The following is a 19523-nucleotide window of genomic DNA, read 5'->3' as shown; positions in this document are numbered from 1 at the left end:
GAATCATGAATAAGCAATTTCTCGGCGCTCTCGCCGTAACTACTGCGTTGTCCCCCGTGGCGGCGATGGCGCAGACCGAAGTTCAGTTCTGGCATGCGTTTACCGGTCGACTGGGTGATCTTGTGAAAGCCCAGGTTGAAGAGTTCAACGCCAGCCAGGATGAGTTCGTCATAGTCGAGAGCCACAAGGGCAACTACTCGGAAACTCTGAACGCAGGCATCGCGGCATTCCGCGCCGGTGAGCAGCCGCATATCCTGATGGTTTTCGAGGTTGGCACTGCAACGATGATGTCGGCGGAAGGTGCGATCAAACCAGTTCACGAAGTGATGGCCGAAAGCGGTGCGTCCTTTGATCCTGACGCCTATATCGGCGCCGTCAAAGGGTACTATACGACCACTGATGGCGACATGCTGTCTCTGCCCTTCAACTCTTCGACGCCGGTTTTGTGGGTCAACCGCAACGCCATGGAAGCGGCGGGCGTCGATCCTGATACAGACCTGTCCACTTGGGAAAAAGTCGGCGACGTACTTGAACAACTGAAAGCCGGTGGCGAAGACTGCCCGCTGGTGACCGCATGGCAAAGCTGGATCCACCTTGAGAACCTGTCAGCCTACCACGATGTTCCATTTGCATCGCAAGACAACGGTTTTGCCGGACTGGATACCGAGCTGATGCTGAACGGTCCGACCCAAGTTGCACACCTGACTGCAATGGGTGACTGGGCCAAAGACGGAAAGTTCATCTACACAGGTCGCAGAAACGAAGGTGGCGCGAACTTCCGCGCTGGCGAATGCGCCTTGTTCACCGAAAGCTCGGCAGGTTATGCCGGGATCAGCTCAGAAGCGGAGTTCGACTTTGATGTACGCCCGCTGCCCTATTGGGAATCGGCCGTGAGCGAGCCACAGAACACCATCATTGGTGGCGCCTCGCTGTGGGTGATGGAAGGTCATGACCCCGAAGAGTACAAGGGCGTCGGAGAGTTCCTGAGCTTCCTGTCATCACCTGATGTACAAGCGGCCTGGCACCAGAACACCGGTTATCTTCCGATCACCTCAGAAGCTGGTGAGGTTACTCGTGCCGCAGGTTTTTATGATGAAAACCCAGGCACCGACATCGCAGTCATTCAAATGACAGCGAAAGAACCAACCGCAAACTCGAAAGGCCTGCGTCTGGGATCGTTCGATCAGATTCGTGGCATCATCGACGAAGAACTTGAGGCCGTCTGGTCTGGTGAGAAGACCGCTCAGGAAGCGATGGACAGCGCGAAAGAGCGCGGTGACGCGCTGCTGCGCCGTTTCGAATCCGCCAATCAATAAGTCGTAATTCGATGCGGGCCTTTTCAGGGCCCGCATTTTCTTTCTTCGGTGGACTATCAGGATGGAAAAACGCGTTACCTTTCGCGGCTGGCTTTTGCCATTGGCGCTGATCGCCCCGCAGGTCATCATTTCCGCTGTATTCTTTTTCTATCCGGCTGGGCAGGCTGTTTGGCAATCTCTGTTCATACCTGATCCTTTTGGGCTGTCGTCCCAATTTGTGGGGCTTGGCAACTTTGAGTTCCTGCTGAGCGATAAGTTTTATCGCGCATCGTTTGTGACAACTGCAGTGTTTTCAACGCTCGTCACGCTGTGCTCAATGATACCGGCTTTGTTTCTGGCAGTCATTGCGGATCGCCTGATCAAGGGATCGGGGGTCTATCGGACGCTGCTGATCTGGCCCTATGCCGTTGCCCCCGCCGTGGCCGGTGTCTTGTGGCTATTCATGTTCAACACGCGTGTTGGTGTCGTTTCATGGTACCTCGGCCAGCTTGGCTATGACTGGAACCACGTTCTGAACGGCACCGAGGCCATGGGTCTGGTGGTTGTCGCTTCGGCTTGGGGGCGTATCAGCTATAACTTCCTGTTCTTTTTCGCGGCACTGCAATCGGTCCCAAGGTCGGTAATCGAGGCTGCTGCGATTGACGGTGCGCGCTTCTGGCGCCGGTTCTTCACGATCGTGCTGCCGCTTTTGTCACCAACCGCGTTCTTCCTGTTGGTGGTCAATGTCGTCTATGCCTTCTTTGAAACTTTCGGAGTGATACACACGATTACCGGTGGTGGGCCACAACAGGCGACGACCATTCTGGTCTACAAGGTCTTCTCGGATGGGTTCGTCGGACAGGATCTCGGTTCATCTTCGGCGCAGTCGGTCATCCTTCTGATCGTTGTCGGCCTGCTGACCGTCATCCAGTTCAAGTACGTGGAAAAAAGGGTGCACTACTGATGGCAGCCCAACAACACGGAATGGTCGAAAAACGCGGCATGGGCATCTGGTTGACCCATGCCATGATGATCCTTGGCGTATTAATCATCTTTTTCCCGATCTGGCTGGCGTTCGTGGCGTCGACTGTGACTCAGCCGGAAATCGTATCGCCACCCATGCCAATTCTTCCCGGCGATCAGTTCTGGGAAAACTACAAGGCCGCGCTGTTTTCTGGTGTGAATGTCCCTGTCGCCACCATGCTGTTCAACAGCCTCGTGATGGCGATTGGGATTGCGGTGGGCAAAATCGTGATCTCACTGCTTTCTGCCTTTGCGATTGTCTACTTTCGCTTTCCCGGGCGGACGACGTTCTTTTGGCTGATCTTCCTGACGCTGATGCTTCCGGTTGAAGTCCGAATTGTTCCAACATTCGAAGTTGTTGCCGGGTTCGGCATGCTCAACAGCTACTATGGGCTTATCTTCCCCTTGATCGCCTCTGCCACGGCGACGTTTCTGTTCCGTCAGTTCTTTCTGACGATCCCAGATGAACTGGCCGAAGCTGCTCGAGTAGATGGTGCCCGTCCGATGCGGTTCTTCATTGATATTGTGGTGCCCATGAGCCGGACCAACATCGCGGCGTTGTTCGTGATCCTGTTCATCTATGGGTGGAACCAATATCTCTGGCCGCTTTTGATCACCACCGATCCCGAAATGAACACCATCGTGATGGGTATCAAACAGATGTTCCCCTCCGGTGATGATGTGGCCGAATGGCCTGTCATTATGGCGACGTCCATTCTGGCAATGATCCCGCCGGTCATCGTGGTTGTGTCGATGCAAAAGCTCTTTGTGCGCGGCCTTGTCGATAGCGAGAAGTAAGAAATGGCAACAGTAACCCTTGAGAATGTCAAAAAGAGCTTCGGCCCAACCGACGTCATCCATGGCATCGACATAGATATCGCGGACGGTGAGTTCATCGTAATTGTTGGGCCGTCGGGCTGCGGGAAATCCACGCTACTCCGGATGGTTGCAGGTCTGGAAACGGTGACTGCAGGTGAAATCCGGATTGGAGAAGAACGGGCCAACGACAAGGAACCGATGGATCGCGATATCGCAATGGTGTTCCAGAACTATGCGCTCTACCCACATATGTCCGTGCGCCAGAACATGGGATATGGCCTCAAAATCGCCAAGTTACCCAAGGCTGAGATCGATCAAAAAGTGACCGAAGCTGCCAAGCTGTTGCAGCTGGAACCCTTACTGGATCGCAAACCCAGACAGCTGTCAGGCGGCCAGCGTCAGCGCGTGGCAATGGGCCGGGCTATTGTCCGGGAGCCAGCGGTCTTCCTGTTTGATGAGCCGCTTTCGAACCTCGACGCCAAACTACGTGTTCAGATGCGCTTGGAAATCCGCGAACTTCAGGAAAAGCTGGGGATCACTGCGCTATATGTCACCCATGATCAGGTCGAGGCCATGACTATGGCTGACAGAATGATCGTCATGAACGGCGGTATCGCCGAACAGATTGGCACACCGCTTGAGGTTTATGAAACACCGAGAACTCTGTTCGCTGCGCAGTTCATCGGCAGCCCCGCGATGAACGTGTTTGACGCCCAGCGTGTAAACGGGACGATCAAAATCGGCGACATTAAGGTTGGTTCATCTGCGGGTCCTGATACCAAGTTAAAACTGGGGATACGACCAGAGCATTTGTTGTTGGATGACAACGGTCCGCTGGAAGCGGCGATTCAGATGGCAGAACCGTTGGGAGCAAACACTCTGCTGCACGGTCAACTTGCCGGCGTCGGCGGAGCGATCACGATAAGCCTTCCGGGTGTCCACCCGATCGAAGGCCGACATCCGAACATACGGTTTTCGGTTGCCTCAGAACACATGCATCTGTTTGACCAATCAACCGGCGAAAGATTGGAAAGTTGATGGCGTTTCCTCAGGTCGAGGCCTTTCGTGGCGGTAATAACCTTATCCGGGTTGTGGGTCATCGAGGGGCGCGAGGCGTTTTGCCGGAAAACAGCATGATTGGCTTTGACTTTTCGCTTTCCATCGGCGTTCCGCTTCTTGAATTTGATGTCGTCCTGACGGCTGATGACGTACCGGTCATAACCCACAACCACCGGCTACACGCACCGAGCTTTCGCGACGCAGATGGCCTGTTTCTCATCGGCGAGGAGCCGAAGGTTTCGTCATTGACCTTCGAGCAAATCCGGCAATTCGATATCGGGCGGTTGGATGGGCATTCGGCGTACGGTCGTCGTTTTCCGGATCAGGCTCAACTGGACGGCGTTCATGTGCCAAGGCTGCTGGACCTGCTCAATTTGATCGATGACCCCAAATACGCCGATGCCTATCTGATGCTCGAACTGAAGTCGGATCCTGACCTGGCTCACGATGCGCCTTACAGAGAGAACTTTGTCGGGCGAGTTCTTCAGGAAGTTCGTGACAAAGGTCTGTCATCGCGCGCGGTATTGCACAGTTTCGACTGGAATCTACTGGAGGAATGCCAGCGACAAGCCCCTGACATGCCGTCTTCTTATCTTACCCAGCTTCCGGAAAATGCGGACGATGTTGGCGAAGATTCCTCGAAAGCTGTCTGTCCGGACTTTCGCGGCCGTCGCGATGAAATTCCATCGCTGGTCAAACAAGCCGGCGGTTCGCTTTGGTGCCCATACTATGCGGATGTGACAGCAGAAAATGTGGCACTTGCAAAAGAGCTGGGCCTGTGTGTTGCCGTGTGGACGGTCAATGAGCACGAAGAGATAAGCAGGATGATCGACCTTCGCGTGGACGCAATCGTTTCTGATTACCCTGGACGAGTTCAAAGGCAACTGTCGGATTTAGGCATGGGTTGGCACATCACCCAACAGTGATCTCTGCGTCAAAATGATCCGACGCCATTCATGTTTATTCCAGCCTGGGTCAAAGAGGAACAACCGCGTCACTACTTCCATCTACCTTGTTAGACGAAAGGCATAGAGACTCGTCGGGGTTCGCCACGTGGAAGATCGGCAGAAACGGGCGGACCTCCCATCTGATCTCTAATTCCGTGACGCAACTCCAGATCGTGTCCAAATTTTCAGAAGTGTGACCCGCGTCACTGACACACGCGTTGGAACCGGCAATACTGAGGGCATTAGTTGATTGCGCTTGAACATATTACAAAGCGCAGATTTTCATTATCCTCCCTGTGGACTGGGGCGCGCTGTTGAAAGGCGCGCCCTTTTTTAGTTCGGCGGCTCGTTTTCGATTTCACGGATTTGGCCCGCACACCGACGATAGCAATCAGCCCAATCTGTGGGGCGCACAAATACTGGGCCAGTTGTTTTGTTGAATTGACCGTGCAGCAACGTACGCCGCCAACGGGCCAAATCTGGTGTCTTTTCTCAAAACCTTGACGTGCCAGCGCAATAAATCTGAGCCGCAGGTTGCCAAATTGAGTGCACACACAGCGTGTCAAACACACTCAATTGAAAGGAGCGAAAAGATGAAAAAGGTAATGATTGCAACTGCTACAGTGTTCGCCCTTGTTACAAGCGCGGGAACGTCCATGGCGCATCCATCATTTGGCCACGCAGCATTGGGCGGAGGTGAGTTGTCCCGTCCGAACCTGAGCGCCCACCTGGAATCAAGCGATACTCTCGGGAACGAATTGCCGGTTGCGGGGCTGGGCGGGGCCGACTGGAGTCCAGTTAGTGGAGACCCCGAGGCAGCCATCAACAGAGAATTTGAACCGGGTCTTAGTGCAGCGCCACTGGGTTCCATATGCAGCGAGATTCCTCCCCACCAAAAACACCATAGCAAATACTCGCCATGCTATTGATCCAAGGAGAGCTTTTCGTTGCGTCTTGGTGAAGTCCCCCGGAACTGTGACGAAAGCTCCACGCCTTCTTATCTGATCTCGGTTTCCATGACGAAACGCCAGAACATGCTCAAATTCACCGTCCCAGACGAATTTGAGCAACCTGAGATCGCTCTAAGCCGTGCGCACACTGCCTGGAGAGCGGCCCGTCCAAGTCTTGTAGGCATTGGTAAAGGCTGCCTGATCAGAATAGCCCAGCGCAAAAGCAATCTCGGAAAGACTTAGCTTGGGGTCATCAAGATACTGCTCTGCCAGCCTTGCACGAATGTCCTTTAGCAGTTGCTTGTAGGTTGTGCCTTCTTTGGCAAGTTTACGACCAAGTGTACTGATACTCATCCCAAGCGTCTTCGCAATTTCATCTTGTGTCGGAGCATTGAATGACAGTCGCGAAGTTATCTCACCCTGAACCATCGAACTTGTTTCACCGATGACTGGCGTTAACTCCTTCATCAGGTTTTGCACATGCGTTTCAAGATGCAAAAGCAATGCGGGGTCCGTATCCTTGATCGGAACAGCCATCACCGCCTTGTCAAACAGGATACCTGGAACGCGTTGACCCTGTTTGACATTAACCGATAGTGCACTGGAAATCTGTGTTTGCTTCTCTTCAGTCAATTTATGCGGAAACCGTATCTCAAGCACAGGCAATGCTGTCTCAGCTGCGATTTGAAGACTGGTCAAGAAAGCGGAAACTCGAAACTCATTGTGAGCACTATCCGCGTGCAAAAGCTGGGCAACGGAATCTATTTCCAGAAACATGCCGCGATCGTCTTCATAGAATGACAGTTTGGCAAAACCCCGAGCCAAGCGAGCGTAGTTCACGGCCTTCTCGATTGCCTCGCCAACGGTCGGAGAATTCAGAACGACATAGCTGAGAAGTGTTGTTTTTCTCGGGTTGAAGGTTGTTCCTGCAGAGATCGGAAACAGGGGGGCTCCGGTCTCAGCGATAGCGAGTTCCAGGAGGCGGAGTTCATTCCGAACGTCGACAAAATCCGGGGGAGTTTCGTGAATATCAACGGGTAGGTTGGACGATTTCAGCAGCGCAACAATATCTAAACCTCTGTTGTCCAGAAGTTTGGCTATGTGATGCACACCAAAACCTGGAACATTCCAGGATTGGCTATCAGAACTAGTTTGGTTTTCATTCACGTTGACATACCGCCCGAAATTGATGCGCCCTGTGAAACCGGGGCGTTTGTGTTTTGGGCAATAATAGACAGGGTGCAAAAGCTATGCCAAGCAATCGTTTGGCTGCTACAAGGGGGCTAGCCGCAGAGAACGGAAGCGGTGAGCCCCAAACTGACGCGCGCCGCGCGACCCATGTATGATCGCGAAGCGCATACTGCGACCGCAGACTATCGTGGTTACGGATATTGTCTGACCTGCAAATTCACAGAGCCATGCCCCGCTGCAGCCTTACTTTCCAGACATCCGCGGCCTCGAATCGATAAAGGCACGTTCAATTGGCTAGGGCTGTCCCGTCCCGATAGTCTCAGTTTTTGCCGCAGTTATATGGTTGTAAAGTGTGGGGCAAACTTTGCCATTTTCCCCCACAAGCATGCCTCATGCCCAGCCCATCTTGTAGTGATGATGGTCAAACGTCAGGTGTTGTCCACAACCTGCCAGACCGGGGCGGTAGTGGCGGTATAGCGCGCGCCAATAGGGCTGAATGGCAACGCCTTCATCCTGAATCAGTTTCTGGATTTTCGCCATGACTTCACGGCGCTGATCCGCGTCAGCAATCGCCAGCGCCTCATCCAACAAGGCGTCGAACTCCTTGTTTTCCCAACCGAACTCGTTCCAAGCCTCGCCTGAACGATAGGCCACGTTCAGAATTTGTACGGCAAGAGCCCTGTGGTTCCAGTTTGTGGCCGAGAACGGGTACTTGGTCCAGTCGTTCCAGAAAGTGGAGCCCGGAAGCACTGTCCGCTTTACTTTGATGCCGGCATCACGCAACTGGGCCGCTACCGCATCGCAGGTGTTTTTACGCCAGTCATCGTCAATTGAGATCAGCTCATGCTCGAAATCAGCCATCCCGGCTTCGTTCATTAGCTGCTGGGCTTTGGCTGGGTTAAATTCAGGTGGCGGCAGTTCGGCATAGGCCGGATGCACAGGCGCAACGTGGTGATTTTCAGCAGGTGCCCCAAAATTGTTGTAGCCCAGTTCGAGGCAAACAGCATTGTCTACCGCCAATGCCAGCGCGCGCCGCACCCGAACATCTTCATAGGGGCGTTTGCCGTCAACTTCGGCCAGTTGGTTAGGTCGAACCACTAAGGTCGAGGCAGTGACCACCTCAGATTTCTCGAGCCCCAGATCGTCTAGGATGGAGATATACTCGCCTACTGACTCATGGAGCATGTCAACTTCTTCAGCGTCGATTGCCGCAAGCCAGGCCGAGGGGTCCGTGCCAAAATCCAGATATTCGATGCGATCCAGATATGGACCGCCATAAACTTCTGTCCCCCACCAGACATGATCCGGGACACGCTCCAGTACACATTTCTCACCTACCGCGAGCTCGGCAATTTTGTATGGGCCCGTACCTATATTGTTCAGCAGATCGTTGGTGTTGAACCCCGAGTGGATAATCTGCGCTGGATAATCCGCCATGGCCGGGATCAAAGAAATGTCGGGACGCGGCAAGATCAGTTTGAGGGTCAGATCATCGACCACTTGAATGCTGTTCTGAACGGCCTTTTCGGTTTCCTTGTCCACCAGCGTTGCCATGCGACCGGCCATCGAATTGCCCTCTACCGTCTTGTCGCACCAGCCTTCGATATTGCGAGCCACATCAGTGGCAGTAAAAGGGTCGCCGTTATGCCATGTCACGCCCGAACGAACCTTGAGCGTGTATTCCGTTGCGGTGTCATTCACCTCCCAACTGTCCAGCAACATTCCCCGGAACGATCCGTCATTGTTGTATTCGACAAGATACTCAAATGTTCCACGGGTCATGTTCCCGATCTGGGACCAGTCGTAAACGCGAGGCTCTTTCAGCCCTTTGACATCCATTTGTATCCGCAAAGTACCGCCCTGTTGAGGCGTTGCCTCTTGCGCATATGCCGGGCTGGCTTCGCCCAACAGGCCATAGGCAGCACCAACGCTGAGACCAAGTGCGGTGGATCGGGCAAGAAATTCGCGCCTTGTGATTTTACCGTCGCGCAATTCGCAAGCGTGCATTTGCGCGGCGGGGTGCACGTCTCGCTTTGTTTGATTTGAGTTCATAGGAAGCTCCCTGTGATGGTTGAGCGGGCACGTTTCAGTAAGTGGCAAGAGATGGTCCACCTGCCTGCGCGGCAGCTGGGAATTCACGCGCCATTCGCTCAATAAAGTTCTGTTTTCTTGCGCTATATTTCGGTTCGAAGAACAGGTTGATATGTTCACCCGGGTCGTTGAGCAGGTGGAACAATTCTCCCCACTCCGGGTTCTCGGGATAGATCGTGATACGCCAATCACCTGTCATGAGGGTCTGGTTGTAGGTATCCATGCGGGTACGTGGATGATATTCGGCAAACAGCTCCGACCGGGCGGGCGCATCTCGATCCGACAGCAGGGGCTGAAACGAGTGCCCGTCCGTCGGCTGTGACCGAAGCCCGATGTAGTCCTGCAGTGTCGCGCGCAAATCCAGATGGCTGGTAATGGTGTTCCGTTCACCTGGCGCAATACCGGGGCCCGCCATGATCAGTGGAACATGGAGAAGCGATCTGTAAGGGCTCGGGCCTTTGCGGATCAGACCGTGATCGCCCAGCAGCTCTCCGTGATCTGACGTGAATATTATCAGCGTGTCTTCTGCCAGCCCACTTGTCTCGAGTTGGGCCATCAAACGACCAATGCAGTTGTCAATCATCGACACCATTCCATAGGTGTGAGCGATAGCCTGACGCAGCGAGGTTTCGGAAAACCGCTGCGTTGTCTGCATGAACCCCTGCTCGCGTGGCGGGCCTGGGTTGCGCAGGAACTCCACATAACTCTTGCCTGTTTCCTCGCGGTCACCATCCAGTATGTAGGACGGCATGTCAGACAGTTCGTCCGGCCTCAGTGCCGGGGCGGGCACGTCGTTCGGGTCGTACATGTCACACCAAGGCGCAGGCGGTGCGAACGGATGATGCGGGTCGGGATAAGAGACAAACAGGAAAAAGGGCTGCTCTTTGTCCTGATCCCGCACGAAATCGCGCGCCCGGTCGGTGATCCAGGTATTGTAATGAAGCTCGGATGGGATCGCGGATTTCCAGACCTCATCCATATCTCCGGCCTGCGGTTCCAGCGCGTTTTCCGGTAGATATAGCGCCGCGGCGTCCGGTGCGGTCTCGTTCAGCCATTGCGCATAGTGGCCGCCTTCGGTGGCGCTTACGGATTCACCGATCAGGATATCCACCGTATCGAACCCGTAGAACGGGCCATTCCAACCGTCGCTTTCCGGCAGTTTCCAAAACGCGTTCGAATCTGGCATAGCGTGTTCGAGCCCGGCCAGGATGGGTTGGAAGTGAAATTTACCGACCCCATGCGTCCGATAGCTAGCTTCTTTCAGGTCATGGGTGATCAGAGGCAAGTCACCGGGCAAGGCCACTCCGTTGCGGGTCAGACCATGATTGCGGGCGTAGAGGCCGGAAAACAATGTCGAACGGCTTGGCGAACAGATCTGGTGCGGGGTGAAATGCTGACGAAACACCGCCCCGCACGCGGCCAGAGCATCGATGTTCGGAGTATTGACGACAGGGTTTCCAGTGCAGCCTAAGCTGTCGGCTCTCTGCTGATCGGTCATGATCAGGATGATATTTTTTGGCATCGATATCGCCCGCGTTAGATAGTCAAAAAAAAGCGTAGCGACGTTATTGCATTCAGAAAAATACTATTAATTACCTCTGATATTTGCAAAACAAATACCATGTTTACGCAGAAGCAGTTAGCCGTGTTCAGGGCGGTCATGCAGACCGGATCCGTCTCAGCAGCCGGGCGAAGAATGAACCTGTCCCAGCCCAGTGTCAGCCGAATCCTCGGCGACTTGGAGAGGCAGTTTGGCGTGCCCTTGTTCCAGAGGAAAAGCAAAGGCGTTTCTCCGACACCAGAAGCTGAAGCCTTCCTTGAAGAAGTCGAACGGAATTACCTCGTTTTGACAAATCTGGAAGAGGCTGCCGCACAGATCGCCCGAAAGGAACGAGGGACCTTGTCGATCGCGACCATAACGGCGGCATCGCTGGAAATTGTGCCCAGCGCCCTTGCCCGGCTTCAGGTCGCCGAGAAAAACATCAAAGTGGTATGGCAGGTGAAATCCTCGAAATGGGTGCTGGATTTCGCTCGTTCTGGAACACTCAGAACCGGCTTTGCGAATGTATTACATATGCCATCCGGTATGAGGGTCCTTCACGAAGGCACTTTACCCCACATGTGCCTTGTGCCTGCTGAACATCCGCTTGGTGCGCAACGAACCCCTTTGTCGCTGCGCGATCTGCGCCCTTATCCGATCATTGGATTGTTGGGGCAAGTCGCGGATGAGCTGGCAGTGCGCAACGTGGGTGCAAATATCCACTCACCCTTGACCGCCGAGACATCGCTGGCCGCAATTACCCTCAGCCAGCACTGCGGCGGCCTCCCAATAGTAGATGCGTTTACAGCCCATTACTGGCATCAGAACCATGACGGACAACCCCGTATTGTCGAAGATTTGCCGGACTACAGGTTTGCAGTGTTCGAGCCTTTGGGCACCAGCGCATCGCTGATAGATCGCGAATTCCAAACCTACCTAATTGAAGAGGTCGAAAAAATCCAAGCATGGCTCAGTGGCTTCAACTGTTAGCATCGGACTCGTTGAAAAAACGAAAGCTAGCCAGACCAAATCACAAAATTCTTGGAGCAACCGCAACAAGTGAACGCTTTTGGAGAGGATGCACCAAACTTGCTCGGATGGTTTCTGGGATTCAAGTCTACCCGCCTGAAATCTCAACGTTGAGAAAGGCGTTGATAAGTTGGTTTAGAAACAACTGGCGCTCTGCTCGAAAACAAATCCTGCTCACAAAGGCTTCGCGGCGTTGATCGCAATCCGATTTCCTTCGCTGTCTTCGATTTCAGCTACATAACCGCCGTCCCCAATGTCTGTCTTTGGGTACAGTAACTTTGCACCTTCGGATTCGGATCGTCGCAAGGCTTCGTCAATATCGTCCACAGCGAAATAGAGAATGCAGCCCGTTTGCGATGGTTTGTAAACATCACCTTTCGCCAAGGCTCCACTTAATCCAGCCTGATCGTCCGAACGGGGAAAGAACGCCATCTCATATCCGTCGACCATTTGACGATTGAGCTCAAATCCGAAAACGCGCTGGTAGAATTCGATTGCTCGATCCATGTCCGCAACCGGTATTTCGAAATGGCATACCGGATTGGTCATATGCTGTTCCCCTCGAAAACAGGGTAAGACTACCCCCAATCGCCGGACAAAGTCACGCAACCGAATGCGTAGTGAATGAGCCGTATGCATGATCGAAGAATGCCTGAAAGGGAAGCATTCTTGAAACCAGCGAAACCCAATGATCGCTTTGCTAAGCATAACAGATCTTGTCCATTGACCAGGCCGCTGACCGCAAACTGGACCAAGCGGCCGATCAACCGCCGACCGGGGTCAGCGGTTGAAGTGTTTTACGCAGTTCTTAAGCGGCGACCTGTGCCACGGGTAATTTACGTGGGTATGGGTCGCCTTGCTTGTACGATCCCGCCGCGGTGAACAGAACGTCGGTCGATGAGTTCAAACCGGTTTCTGCAGAGTCTTGCAGAACACCGATGATGAAGCCGATGCTAACCACCTGCATGGCCGTTGCGTTGTCGATGCCAAACAAGCTGGTAGCCATTGGGATCAACAGCAGTGACCCGCCCGCTACGCCCGAAGCCCCGGTAGCGGCAATCGAGGCGATGATGCTCAGAAACAGAGCCGAGAGGAAATCAACCTGAATGCCCATTGTATTCACGGTTGCCAGCGTCATGACTGTGATGGTTATTGCGGCGCCGGCCATGTTGATCGTCGCGCCGATTGGGATAGTGACCGAATAGGTCTCTTCATCCAGATTCATGCGGCGGCAAAGTTCCATGTTTACCGGAATATTGGCAGCCGAACTGCGCATGAAAAAAGCGGTAATTCCGGATTCCTTCAGGCAGGTGAAAACCAGCGGATAAGGATTCTTGCGAATGCGGAGGAACACAATCAGAGGATTCACAACCAGCGCCATGAAGATCATGCAGCCAATCAACAAAGCTAACAGTTGACCATAGCTCGCAAATGTCGCAAAGCCGGTCTCAGCTATCGTCGAAGCCACGATACCGAAGATACCAATTGGGGCCACCCGGATTATTGCTGCAACGATCTTGGTGATTGCGCCGTCCAGATCCGACATCAGGGTCTTGGTCGAGTCGCTGGCGTGGCGGAAGACCAGCCCAAGGCCAACAGCCCAGGCGAGAATGCCAATATAGTTAGCCGTTGCCAGCGCATTCACCGGATTATCCACAATTTTTAGCAGGATGTTCTTGACCACCTCAGCCAAACCGTCCGGGGCATCCAAAAGCTCCGGCGCACCCGTCAGATGCAATGTGACCGGAAACATGTAGCTGGCTGCAACAGCGACCAGTGCGGCTGCGAAGGTCCCGAGTATGTACAAAAGTACCACGGGGCCCATGCGCGCCTCGCTGTCCTTTTTGTGGTTTGTGATCGCAGCACAAACAAGGATCAGCACCAGTACTGGCGCAACGGCCTTCAATGCGTCGACGAAGAAGTCGCCAAGCAGGCCAACGGCGGAGCCGGCAGCAGGCCAAAGAGTGGCGAGAAGAGCACCGGCTACAAGACCGATGCAAATTTGAGCAACCAGGCTACCGCGCAGAATAAAATTCATGGGGACCATCCAGTTTGAATAGGGGCCTGGCGGGTGAGACTCACTCCCGTACAGGCACGATTAAAGTTGAAAGGCTGGTGGCTATTTGGGCGCTATGGAGTTGATTTAAACGTCTGAAGAAGGGTGAGGCCTTTGCAGGTCTTGGCTGAAGTAATTGTTTTTTGAATGAAACAGCGTGATTTATGCTGTCCTTGCAAAGTCTTACCCTACGTCAACTTAGTTGTACCACTAAATGACATCTAAATAATTCTTAATAACTTTCCCCAAGCGAAGGCTCTGTCTAACCACTCCTATCCGGCCATTGCGATCCAGTGACGAACACATAAAGCCATCGGCCACAATGGTCGGATGAGTTTCCGCATCGAAGATGTGTAAACCCTGCGGTTGAAACTCAGGTATCTGCCTGAATGCAACAGGCCAGATCGGCTCGATCTTCCAGTTTTCGAACTGCCCTATAACCCCAGCGGGCGGATCATGTTCAGGTTTTAGAACGGTGTGGTCTGTATGGGCGATGCTGTCATTTTTCTAGTCGAGCCACCGGCCAAACTTCTGGAATAGAGGTACTTTCGCTTCACTAACGCGCACTATCGTGGCCAAAGGATGCAAGCTGGAAATGAATACCTGGCAACGCCCAACCAACCAGCCCGACTCGTTCAAACAGGTACCTTCAATACAAATCAAACCGCTTGATGGACCTCGATAATATTTCCCTCTGGGTCGTGAAAGAACACTTGGTGCCACTCTTTTGCGAAGGCGGTACCATAGTCCGAGTAAGGAATTCCGTTGTCGTCCAGCAATTTTTTGAACGCCCCGATGTCATCGGTACGAAATGCGATATGGCCACGTTCGACGGGGTTAATCGTCTCACCGTTCTTGAACGCAACTTCCAGGTTTTTTTCAGCCAGATGCATCTGCATTCCGCCATCAGTCGCGAAACGAATCTTGCCACTGTAGCCACTATCGTCAGTCTCATCTGGCCGGGGGAAGTTCTCAATCGGAATATCGGCCAGCCCCAAAACCTGCGTATAAAACCGGTGCATCCGATCGACGTCTTCTGAGACAAAGTTGATGTGGTGAAATTCAAGTTTCATGAAGGCCCGGTCTTTTGATTGGTCAGTCTGCTCAGAAAATCTCAAAGGCAGACGACAGGCAAGCCCTGTATCAAAGAGTTTGGATAGGGAGGGAACGGCGTAGATTTTTGGCAGGGCTAATTGCAAGGTTTTACTGTATCGACTGCGCTCGACCAATCTGAGCGACCCGTTTTTTTACCAGACTTACCACTTCTGTTGAAGTGAGTTCAGGTGCGTGGCTTCATCAAGGGGGGCGCAGCAGGAAACGTCACAGACACTGTTAAGTTCTATCTCGACTGGAGTAACCATGGACGCCAAGTGTCAAAACTCTGTGTGGACATATTGAAAATGTGGGACGACAAAGGGTTTTACCATATGCGACACAAAGCTCTTTCATCACGCTTGAGATCGCGAAGGATGTTTAGAGGCTGCTAGCTGACGTTCTTGATGGCAGCATAAAGCCGGCGAAATTGGGCCAACCGCTCGAACAGCAGCGCCATTTCGGCTGGCTCGAACCTATCTGTTGTTGGCGGCTGAAACGCGAGATCGGATATAGCAACGGCACCGTCGCCACAAGCCGCCAGCCGGGCCGCACCATAGGCCGGACCAGTTTCGGCTCCTTCCGAACGTACTATCGGTTTATCAGTTGCAGTAGCGATCAGCTTCAGCAACAGATCTGATTGAGCACCCCCACCGATGGCAGCCAGTTCCGACAGACTGCCCATCGTGTCACCAAAACTCTGCGCTGCATCAGCAAAGCAAAATGCAACTGACTCCAATACAGAACGACAGATGTCAGCGCGCGTCGTTGAATCCTCCAAGCCAAAGAAACAGGCCCGGATGTGTGGATCTCCGAGGGGGCTGCGCTCACCGGTAAGGTAAGGCAGAAAAATTGGCACGCGATCACCTCTTACGGTTTCAGCAAGGGCAACAACTTCACTCGCGGAAAGCCCCAGCTGACCGCCGATCCATGAAATCGGCCTTGCGCCGTTCAGCATCGCCGCCATTTGATACCAACGTTCGGGCAGCGTATGCGCAAAGGCATGTACATAACGTTCAGGATTGGGCTTGTATTTGCGATCTGCCACGAACAGTTGGCCAGAGGTCCCAAGCGAGATGAAACCACGCCCCGGTTCCGTCGCGCCCAAAGATATCGCCCCTGTTGCAGCGTCTCCCCCTCCGGCCACCACGGGAACACCAGATTTCAACCCGCTCTCGGCGGCAGCTTGTGCTGTCACAGCCCCCACCACCCTGTGGCCGTCAAAAACCTGTGGCAACCAATCGGGCGAAACCCCTGTGTCCTCGGCGATACCTACATGCCAGCTTCGCGAAGCCTGATCGAACCACATTGTACCGGCTGCATCTGACGTATCAGTTGCCAACTCTCCGTGCAGGCGTAGACCGATGTAGTCTTTGGGCAGCAGGATATGTGCAAGTCGGGCATAGTTTGCCGGTTCATGTTTTTTAAGCCATGCAATCTTCGGCGCGGTAAATCCCGGCAAGGGAAGGACACCCGCGATCTGCCCAATCTGCGGCTGGGTCATGCGCAATTCATCGCATTCAAATGTTGCCCTGCTGTCGTTCCACAATATTGCCGGGCGGATCGGGCGAAGGTCGCGATCGAGCATAACCGCCCCATGCATTTGACCGGACAACCCGATGGCTTTCACTTCTGATAGTTTGATTTTGTCTGCAAGCATCCTCAAGGCATCGCGCGTCGCCTGCCACCAAAGATCGGGGTGCTGCTCTGACCAGCCGGGCTGCAGTGAAGACGTCTTGATCCCCACTGAAGACGTCGCAAGAATGCAGTCGGTATCTGCGCAAACAAGCTTGACCGCTGACGTTCCGATATCGATCCCGAGATACATTCAAACCCCTTGCCTGCACAAACGCCCGGAACTTGTCTGGCTATTGATTTTTTAGCGCGCGCAAAGAATATGTAAAAACATGATAAGATCAAGGCGACTAAGATCCGCAGGCAAGCTGGCATGACTAAAATTAAGAATATGGAAGAATTCGCGACCCTGAGCGGGATCTCGCGGCCTACTGTGTCCAAGTACTTCCACGATCCCGACAGTGTTCGCCCGACAACAAGGGCTCGCATCGAAGAAGCGCTCGAACGGTTCGATTATCGTCCCAATATTTATGCGGTGAACCAGAACCGAAAGCTGACCAAGAATATCGGGATCGTCGTACCCTATCTGGCTGACCCCTTTTTCGCAGAAATCGCACGATATCTGGAACAATCCTGCTTTGCAGCAGGCTATCGCCCGTCCCTGTTCAGCTCGCATGGTGAACAAAGGTTGGAGAACGAAATTCTGGACGGGCTGCAATCCATGAAACCGGCAGGAGTTCTGCTGGCACCTCTGGGACGCATGTCTGACCGATCCGCGATCGAGAAGTTCTGCGCCAATGTGCCGACTGTTCTGTTTGACAGCAACCTAGATGGTCTGGGTGCGGCCTTTGTTGGTTCGGACAATTTTAGTTTTGTGTCGCAGACCGTGGAATACATGACACGGACGGGTGAGCCCCCTTCTTTCTTTGAAATGCGCACACCTGCGAACCCAAATGCCAACAAGCGAAGGAAGGCCTATGTCGAAGTGATGGAGCGCCTGGGGTTCGAACCGCATATCATTAAAGTAGATGGCAAAGGTTGGGCCTTTGAAGAGATCGGGCACAGGGGTGCACTTAAAATTCTGGAAGAGCGCGGACTAAAGACGGACTCGGTTTTGTGCAGCAACGACCGGCTCGCCATTGGCTTTCTTGCAGCCTGTTTCGAGCAGGGGATTCGGGTCGGTCGGAAAGAAGGCTGCACCCTGCGGGTGGCCTCAAATGATGATCACCCGTTCGCAAAATTTACGTGCCCATCACTGACTACGGCAGCGCATGACTACGACAATGTGGCCGGACGAAGTGTCGAAACTTTGTTCGAACTCATTGAAAGTGGTGGGGAATTTGCAAACCGCACTGAAACTCTTTTCCCTGCACGACTCGTTTTGAGGGACTCTGCGTAACTCAAGTTTTTTAACGCGCGTAAAGTTTTTATTGACGTCGCGATAATTTACACTCTAGGCTCTCTGCACGACATCCAAGCTCAGGGAGGACAGGGATGTATCTGAAGCACGCACTTCGTGCGGCGACTGCGTTGACTTTCGTCGCCACGGCAGCGGCCCATGCGCAATCCATCACCATCGCCACTGTGAACAACGGCGACATGATCCGGATGCAGGGCTATACAGACAAATTCACCGAAGCGACCGGCATTGATGTTGAGTGGGTGACACTGGAGGAAAACGTGCTGCGTCAGCGCGTGACCACCGACATCACCACCAAGGGCGGTCAGTTCGATATCATGACCATCGGCATGTATGAGACCCCGATCTGGGGCGCGAATGGCTGGCTGGTGCCGCTGGACGGCATGTCGGCTGAATACGACGTCGCCGATATTCTACCTGCAATGTCTGGCGGCCTGAGCCATGATGGAACGTTGTATGCAGCGCCGTTCTATGGCGAAAGCTCAATGATCATGTACCGCACCGACCTGATGGAAAAAGCCGGAATGGAGATGCCTGAGGCACCGTCCTGGCAGTTCATCAAAGAAGCGGCAGCTGCGATGACCGACCGTGACGCCGACATCAACGGCATCTGCCTGCGTGGTAAGGCCGGTTGGGGTGAAGGCGGCGCGTTTATCACTGCGATGTCAAACTCGTTCGGTGCCCGCTGGTTCGACGAAGACTGGAAGCCTCAGTTCGATCAGCCAGAATGGGCCGATACGTTGAACTTCTACGTTGAAATGATGACGGAATCCGGCCCGGCCGGCTATGCTACAAATGGGTTTAACGAAAACTTGTCGCTGTTCCAGCAGGGCAAATGCGGCATGTGGATCGACGCCACCGTTGCGGCTTCGTTTGTGACCAACCCCGATGACTCGACTGTCGCGGATCATGTTGGATTTGCGCTGGCACCCGATACCGGATTGGGCAAGCGCTCCAATTGGCTTTGGGCATGGGCGCTAGCCATTCCCGCCGGTACACAGCAGGAAGACGCAGCCAAGCAGTTCATCGAATGGGCGACATCAAAAGACTACATTGAGCTTGTCGCTGAAAACGAAGGCTGGGCAAACGTTCCACCAGGAGCACGTACATCTCTGTACGAGAATCCGGAATACCAGAAAGTCCCGTTTGCCAAGATGACACTGGACTCGATCCTGACAGCTGATCCGAACAATCCGACGGTCAAGCCCGTACCTTACGTCGGCATCCAGTTTGCAGCGATCCCAGAATTCGCAGGTATCGCAACCCAGGTCAGCCAAGAGTTCTCGGCAGTCTATGCCGGACAGCAAACGGTTGAGGAAGCACTTGCCAAAGCGCAGGCCTTCACCGCTGAAGAAATGGAAGCCGCAGGCTACTGAGATCTTCTCCCCAGCGGGTGGGCAGATATCTGTCCCCCGCTCTCGACTTCCACAAATCAC

Annotated in this window: 15 protein-coding genes; 8 read left to right on the top strand and 7 right to left on the bottom strand. The window is 53.8% G+C overall.

Going from position 1 to position 19523, the window contains the following annotated elements:
* Nucleotides 1–5: 5 nt before the first annotated feature.
* The 5 genes from ugpB to E1297_RS45940 all read left to right on the top strand — a co-directional run bounded on the left by ugpB (nucleotide 6) and on the right by E1297_RS45940 (nucleotide 5122).
* On the top strand, nucleotides 6–1316 hold the full coding sequence (gene ugpB, locus E1297_RS45960) for a sn-glycerol-3-phosphate ABC transporter substrate-binding protein UgpB (RefSeq protein ID WP_155150417.1): 1311 nt from the start codon (nucleotides 6–8) through the stop codon (nucleotides 1314–1316).
* Between the two features lie 61 nt (nucleotides 1317–1377).
* Entirely contained in the window at nucleotides 1378–2259 is an 882-nt protein-coding gene (gene ugpA / locus E1297_RS45955) for a sn-glycerol-3-phosphate ABC transporter permease UgpA (protein ID WP_155150415.1), read from the top strand.
* Nucleotides 2260–2279: 20 nt separating this feature from the next.
* Complete coding sequence (gene ugpE, locus E1297_RS45950; RefSeq protein WP_155150595.1) at nucleotides 2280–3116, top strand: sn-glycerol-3-phosphate ABC transporter permease UgpE; 837 nt, start codon at nucleotides 2280–2282, stop codon at nucleotides 3114–3116.
* 3 nt (nucleotides 3117–3119) lie between these two features.
* The gene (ugpC, locus tag E1297_RS45945; protein ID WP_155150412.1) at nucleotides 3120–4175 is read left to right on the top strand and encodes a sn-glycerol-3-phosphate ABC transporter ATP-binding protein UgpC; all 1056 of its coding nucleotides are present in this window, start codon (nucleotides 3120–3122) and stop codon (nucleotides 4173–4175) included.
* Nucleotides 4175–5122, top strand: coding sequence for a glycerophosphodiester phosphodiesterase family protein (locus tag E1297_RS45940; RefSeq protein WP_209016392.1), 948 nt, complete (start codon nucleotides 4175–4177; stop codon nucleotides 5120–5122). Before ugpC ends, E1297_RS45940 begins: the two co-directional genes overlap by 1 nt.
* A 1103-nt stretch (nucleotides 5123–6225) precedes the next feature.
* Here the strand turns inward: E1297_RS45940 and E1297_RS45935 are convergent.
* The 3 genes from E1297_RS45935 to E1297_RS45925 form a co-directional block, all read right to left on the bottom strand.
* Complete coding sequence (locus E1297_RS45935) at nucleotides 6226–7260, bottom strand: AraC family transcriptional regulator (RefSeq protein WP_209016391.1); 1035 nt, start codon at nucleotides 7258–7260, stop codon at nucleotides 6226–6228.
* Nucleotides 7261–7674: 414 nt separating this feature from the next.
* Complete coding sequence (locus E1297_RS45930; protein WP_155150404.1) at nucleotides 7675–9336, bottom strand: ABC transporter substrate-binding protein; 1662 nt, start codon at nucleotides 9334–9336, stop codon at nucleotides 7675–7677.
* Between the two features lie 34 nt (nucleotides 9337–9370).
* Nucleotides 9371–10897 (bottom strand): sulfatase, encoded by a 1527-nt coding sequence (locus E1297_RS45925; RefSeq protein ID WP_155150402.1) that lies wholly within the window; start codon nucleotides 10895–10897, stop codon nucleotides 9371–9373.
* Nucleotides 10898–10996: 99 nt separating this feature from the next.
* On the opposite strand from E1297_RS45925, the gene E1297_RS45920 reads away from it, so the two are divergent.
* Entirely contained in the window at nucleotides 10997–11905 is a 909-nt protein-coding gene (locus tag E1297_RS45920) for a LysR family transcriptional regulator (protein ID WP_155150400.1), read from the top strand.
* 213 nt (nucleotides 11906–12118) lie between these two features.
* Here the strand turns inward: E1297_RS45920 and E1297_RS45915 are convergent, their stop codons facing one another.
* The 4 genes from E1297_RS45915 to xylB all read right to left on the bottom strand — a co-directional run bounded on the left by E1297_RS45915 (nucleotide 12119) and on the right by xylB (nucleotide 16920).
* Nucleotides 12119–12493 (bottom strand): VOC family protein, encoded by a 375-nt coding sequence (locus E1297_RS45915; RefSeq protein WP_155150398.1) that lies wholly within the window; start codon nucleotides 12491–12493, stop codon nucleotides 12119–12121.
* A 259-nt stretch (nucleotides 12494–12752) separates the two neighbouring features.
* The gene (gene sstT, locus E1297_RS45910; RefSeq protein WP_155150396.1) at nucleotides 12753–13982 is read right to left on the bottom strand and encodes a serine/threonine transporter SstT; all 1230 of its coding nucleotides are present in this window, start codon (nucleotides 13980–13982) and stop codon (nucleotides 12753–12755) included.
* Nucleotides 13983–14659: 677 nt separating this feature from the next.
* Nucleotides 14660–15229 carry a VOC family protein gene (locus tag E1297_RS45905; protein WP_244328119.1) on the bottom strand — a complete coding sequence of 190 codons (570 nt, stop codon included), beginning with the start codon at nucleotides 15227–15229 and terminating at the stop codon, nucleotides 14660–14662.
* 254 nt (nucleotides 15230–15483) lie between these two features.
* Nucleotides 15484–16920: a xylulokinase gene (gene xylB, locus E1297_RS45900; protein WP_155150394.1), complete on the bottom strand. Its 1437-nt coding sequence runs from the start codon at nucleotides 16918–16920 to the stop codon at nucleotides 15484–15486.
* A gap of 87 nt (nucleotides 16921–17007) precedes the next feature.
* Here xylB and E1297_RS45895 point away from each other — a divergent pair, with 87 nt between their 5' ends.
* Together E1297_RS45895 and E1297_RS45890 are read left to right on the top strand one after the other, a co-directional pair.
* On the top strand, nucleotides 17008–18066 hold the full coding sequence (locus tag E1297_RS45895; protein ID WP_368669864.1) for a LacI family DNA-binding transcriptional regulator: 1059 nt from the start codon (nucleotides 17008–17010) through the stop codon (nucleotides 18064–18066).
* A 95-nt stretch (nucleotides 18067–18161) separates the two neighbouring features.
* A complete protein-coding gene (locus tag E1297_RS45890) occupies nucleotides 18162–19463 on the top strand; it encodes a sugar ABC transporter substrate-binding protein (protein WP_155150391.1) in 1302 nt (433 codons plus the stop codon).
* The last annotated feature ends 60 nt before the right edge of the window (nucleotides 19464–19523 follow it).

The organism is Roseibium sp. RKSG952, from assembly GCF_009711355.1.
Note: the sequence above shows the minus strand (reverse complement) of the source record. Positions and strands in the feature narration are given on the sequence as shown.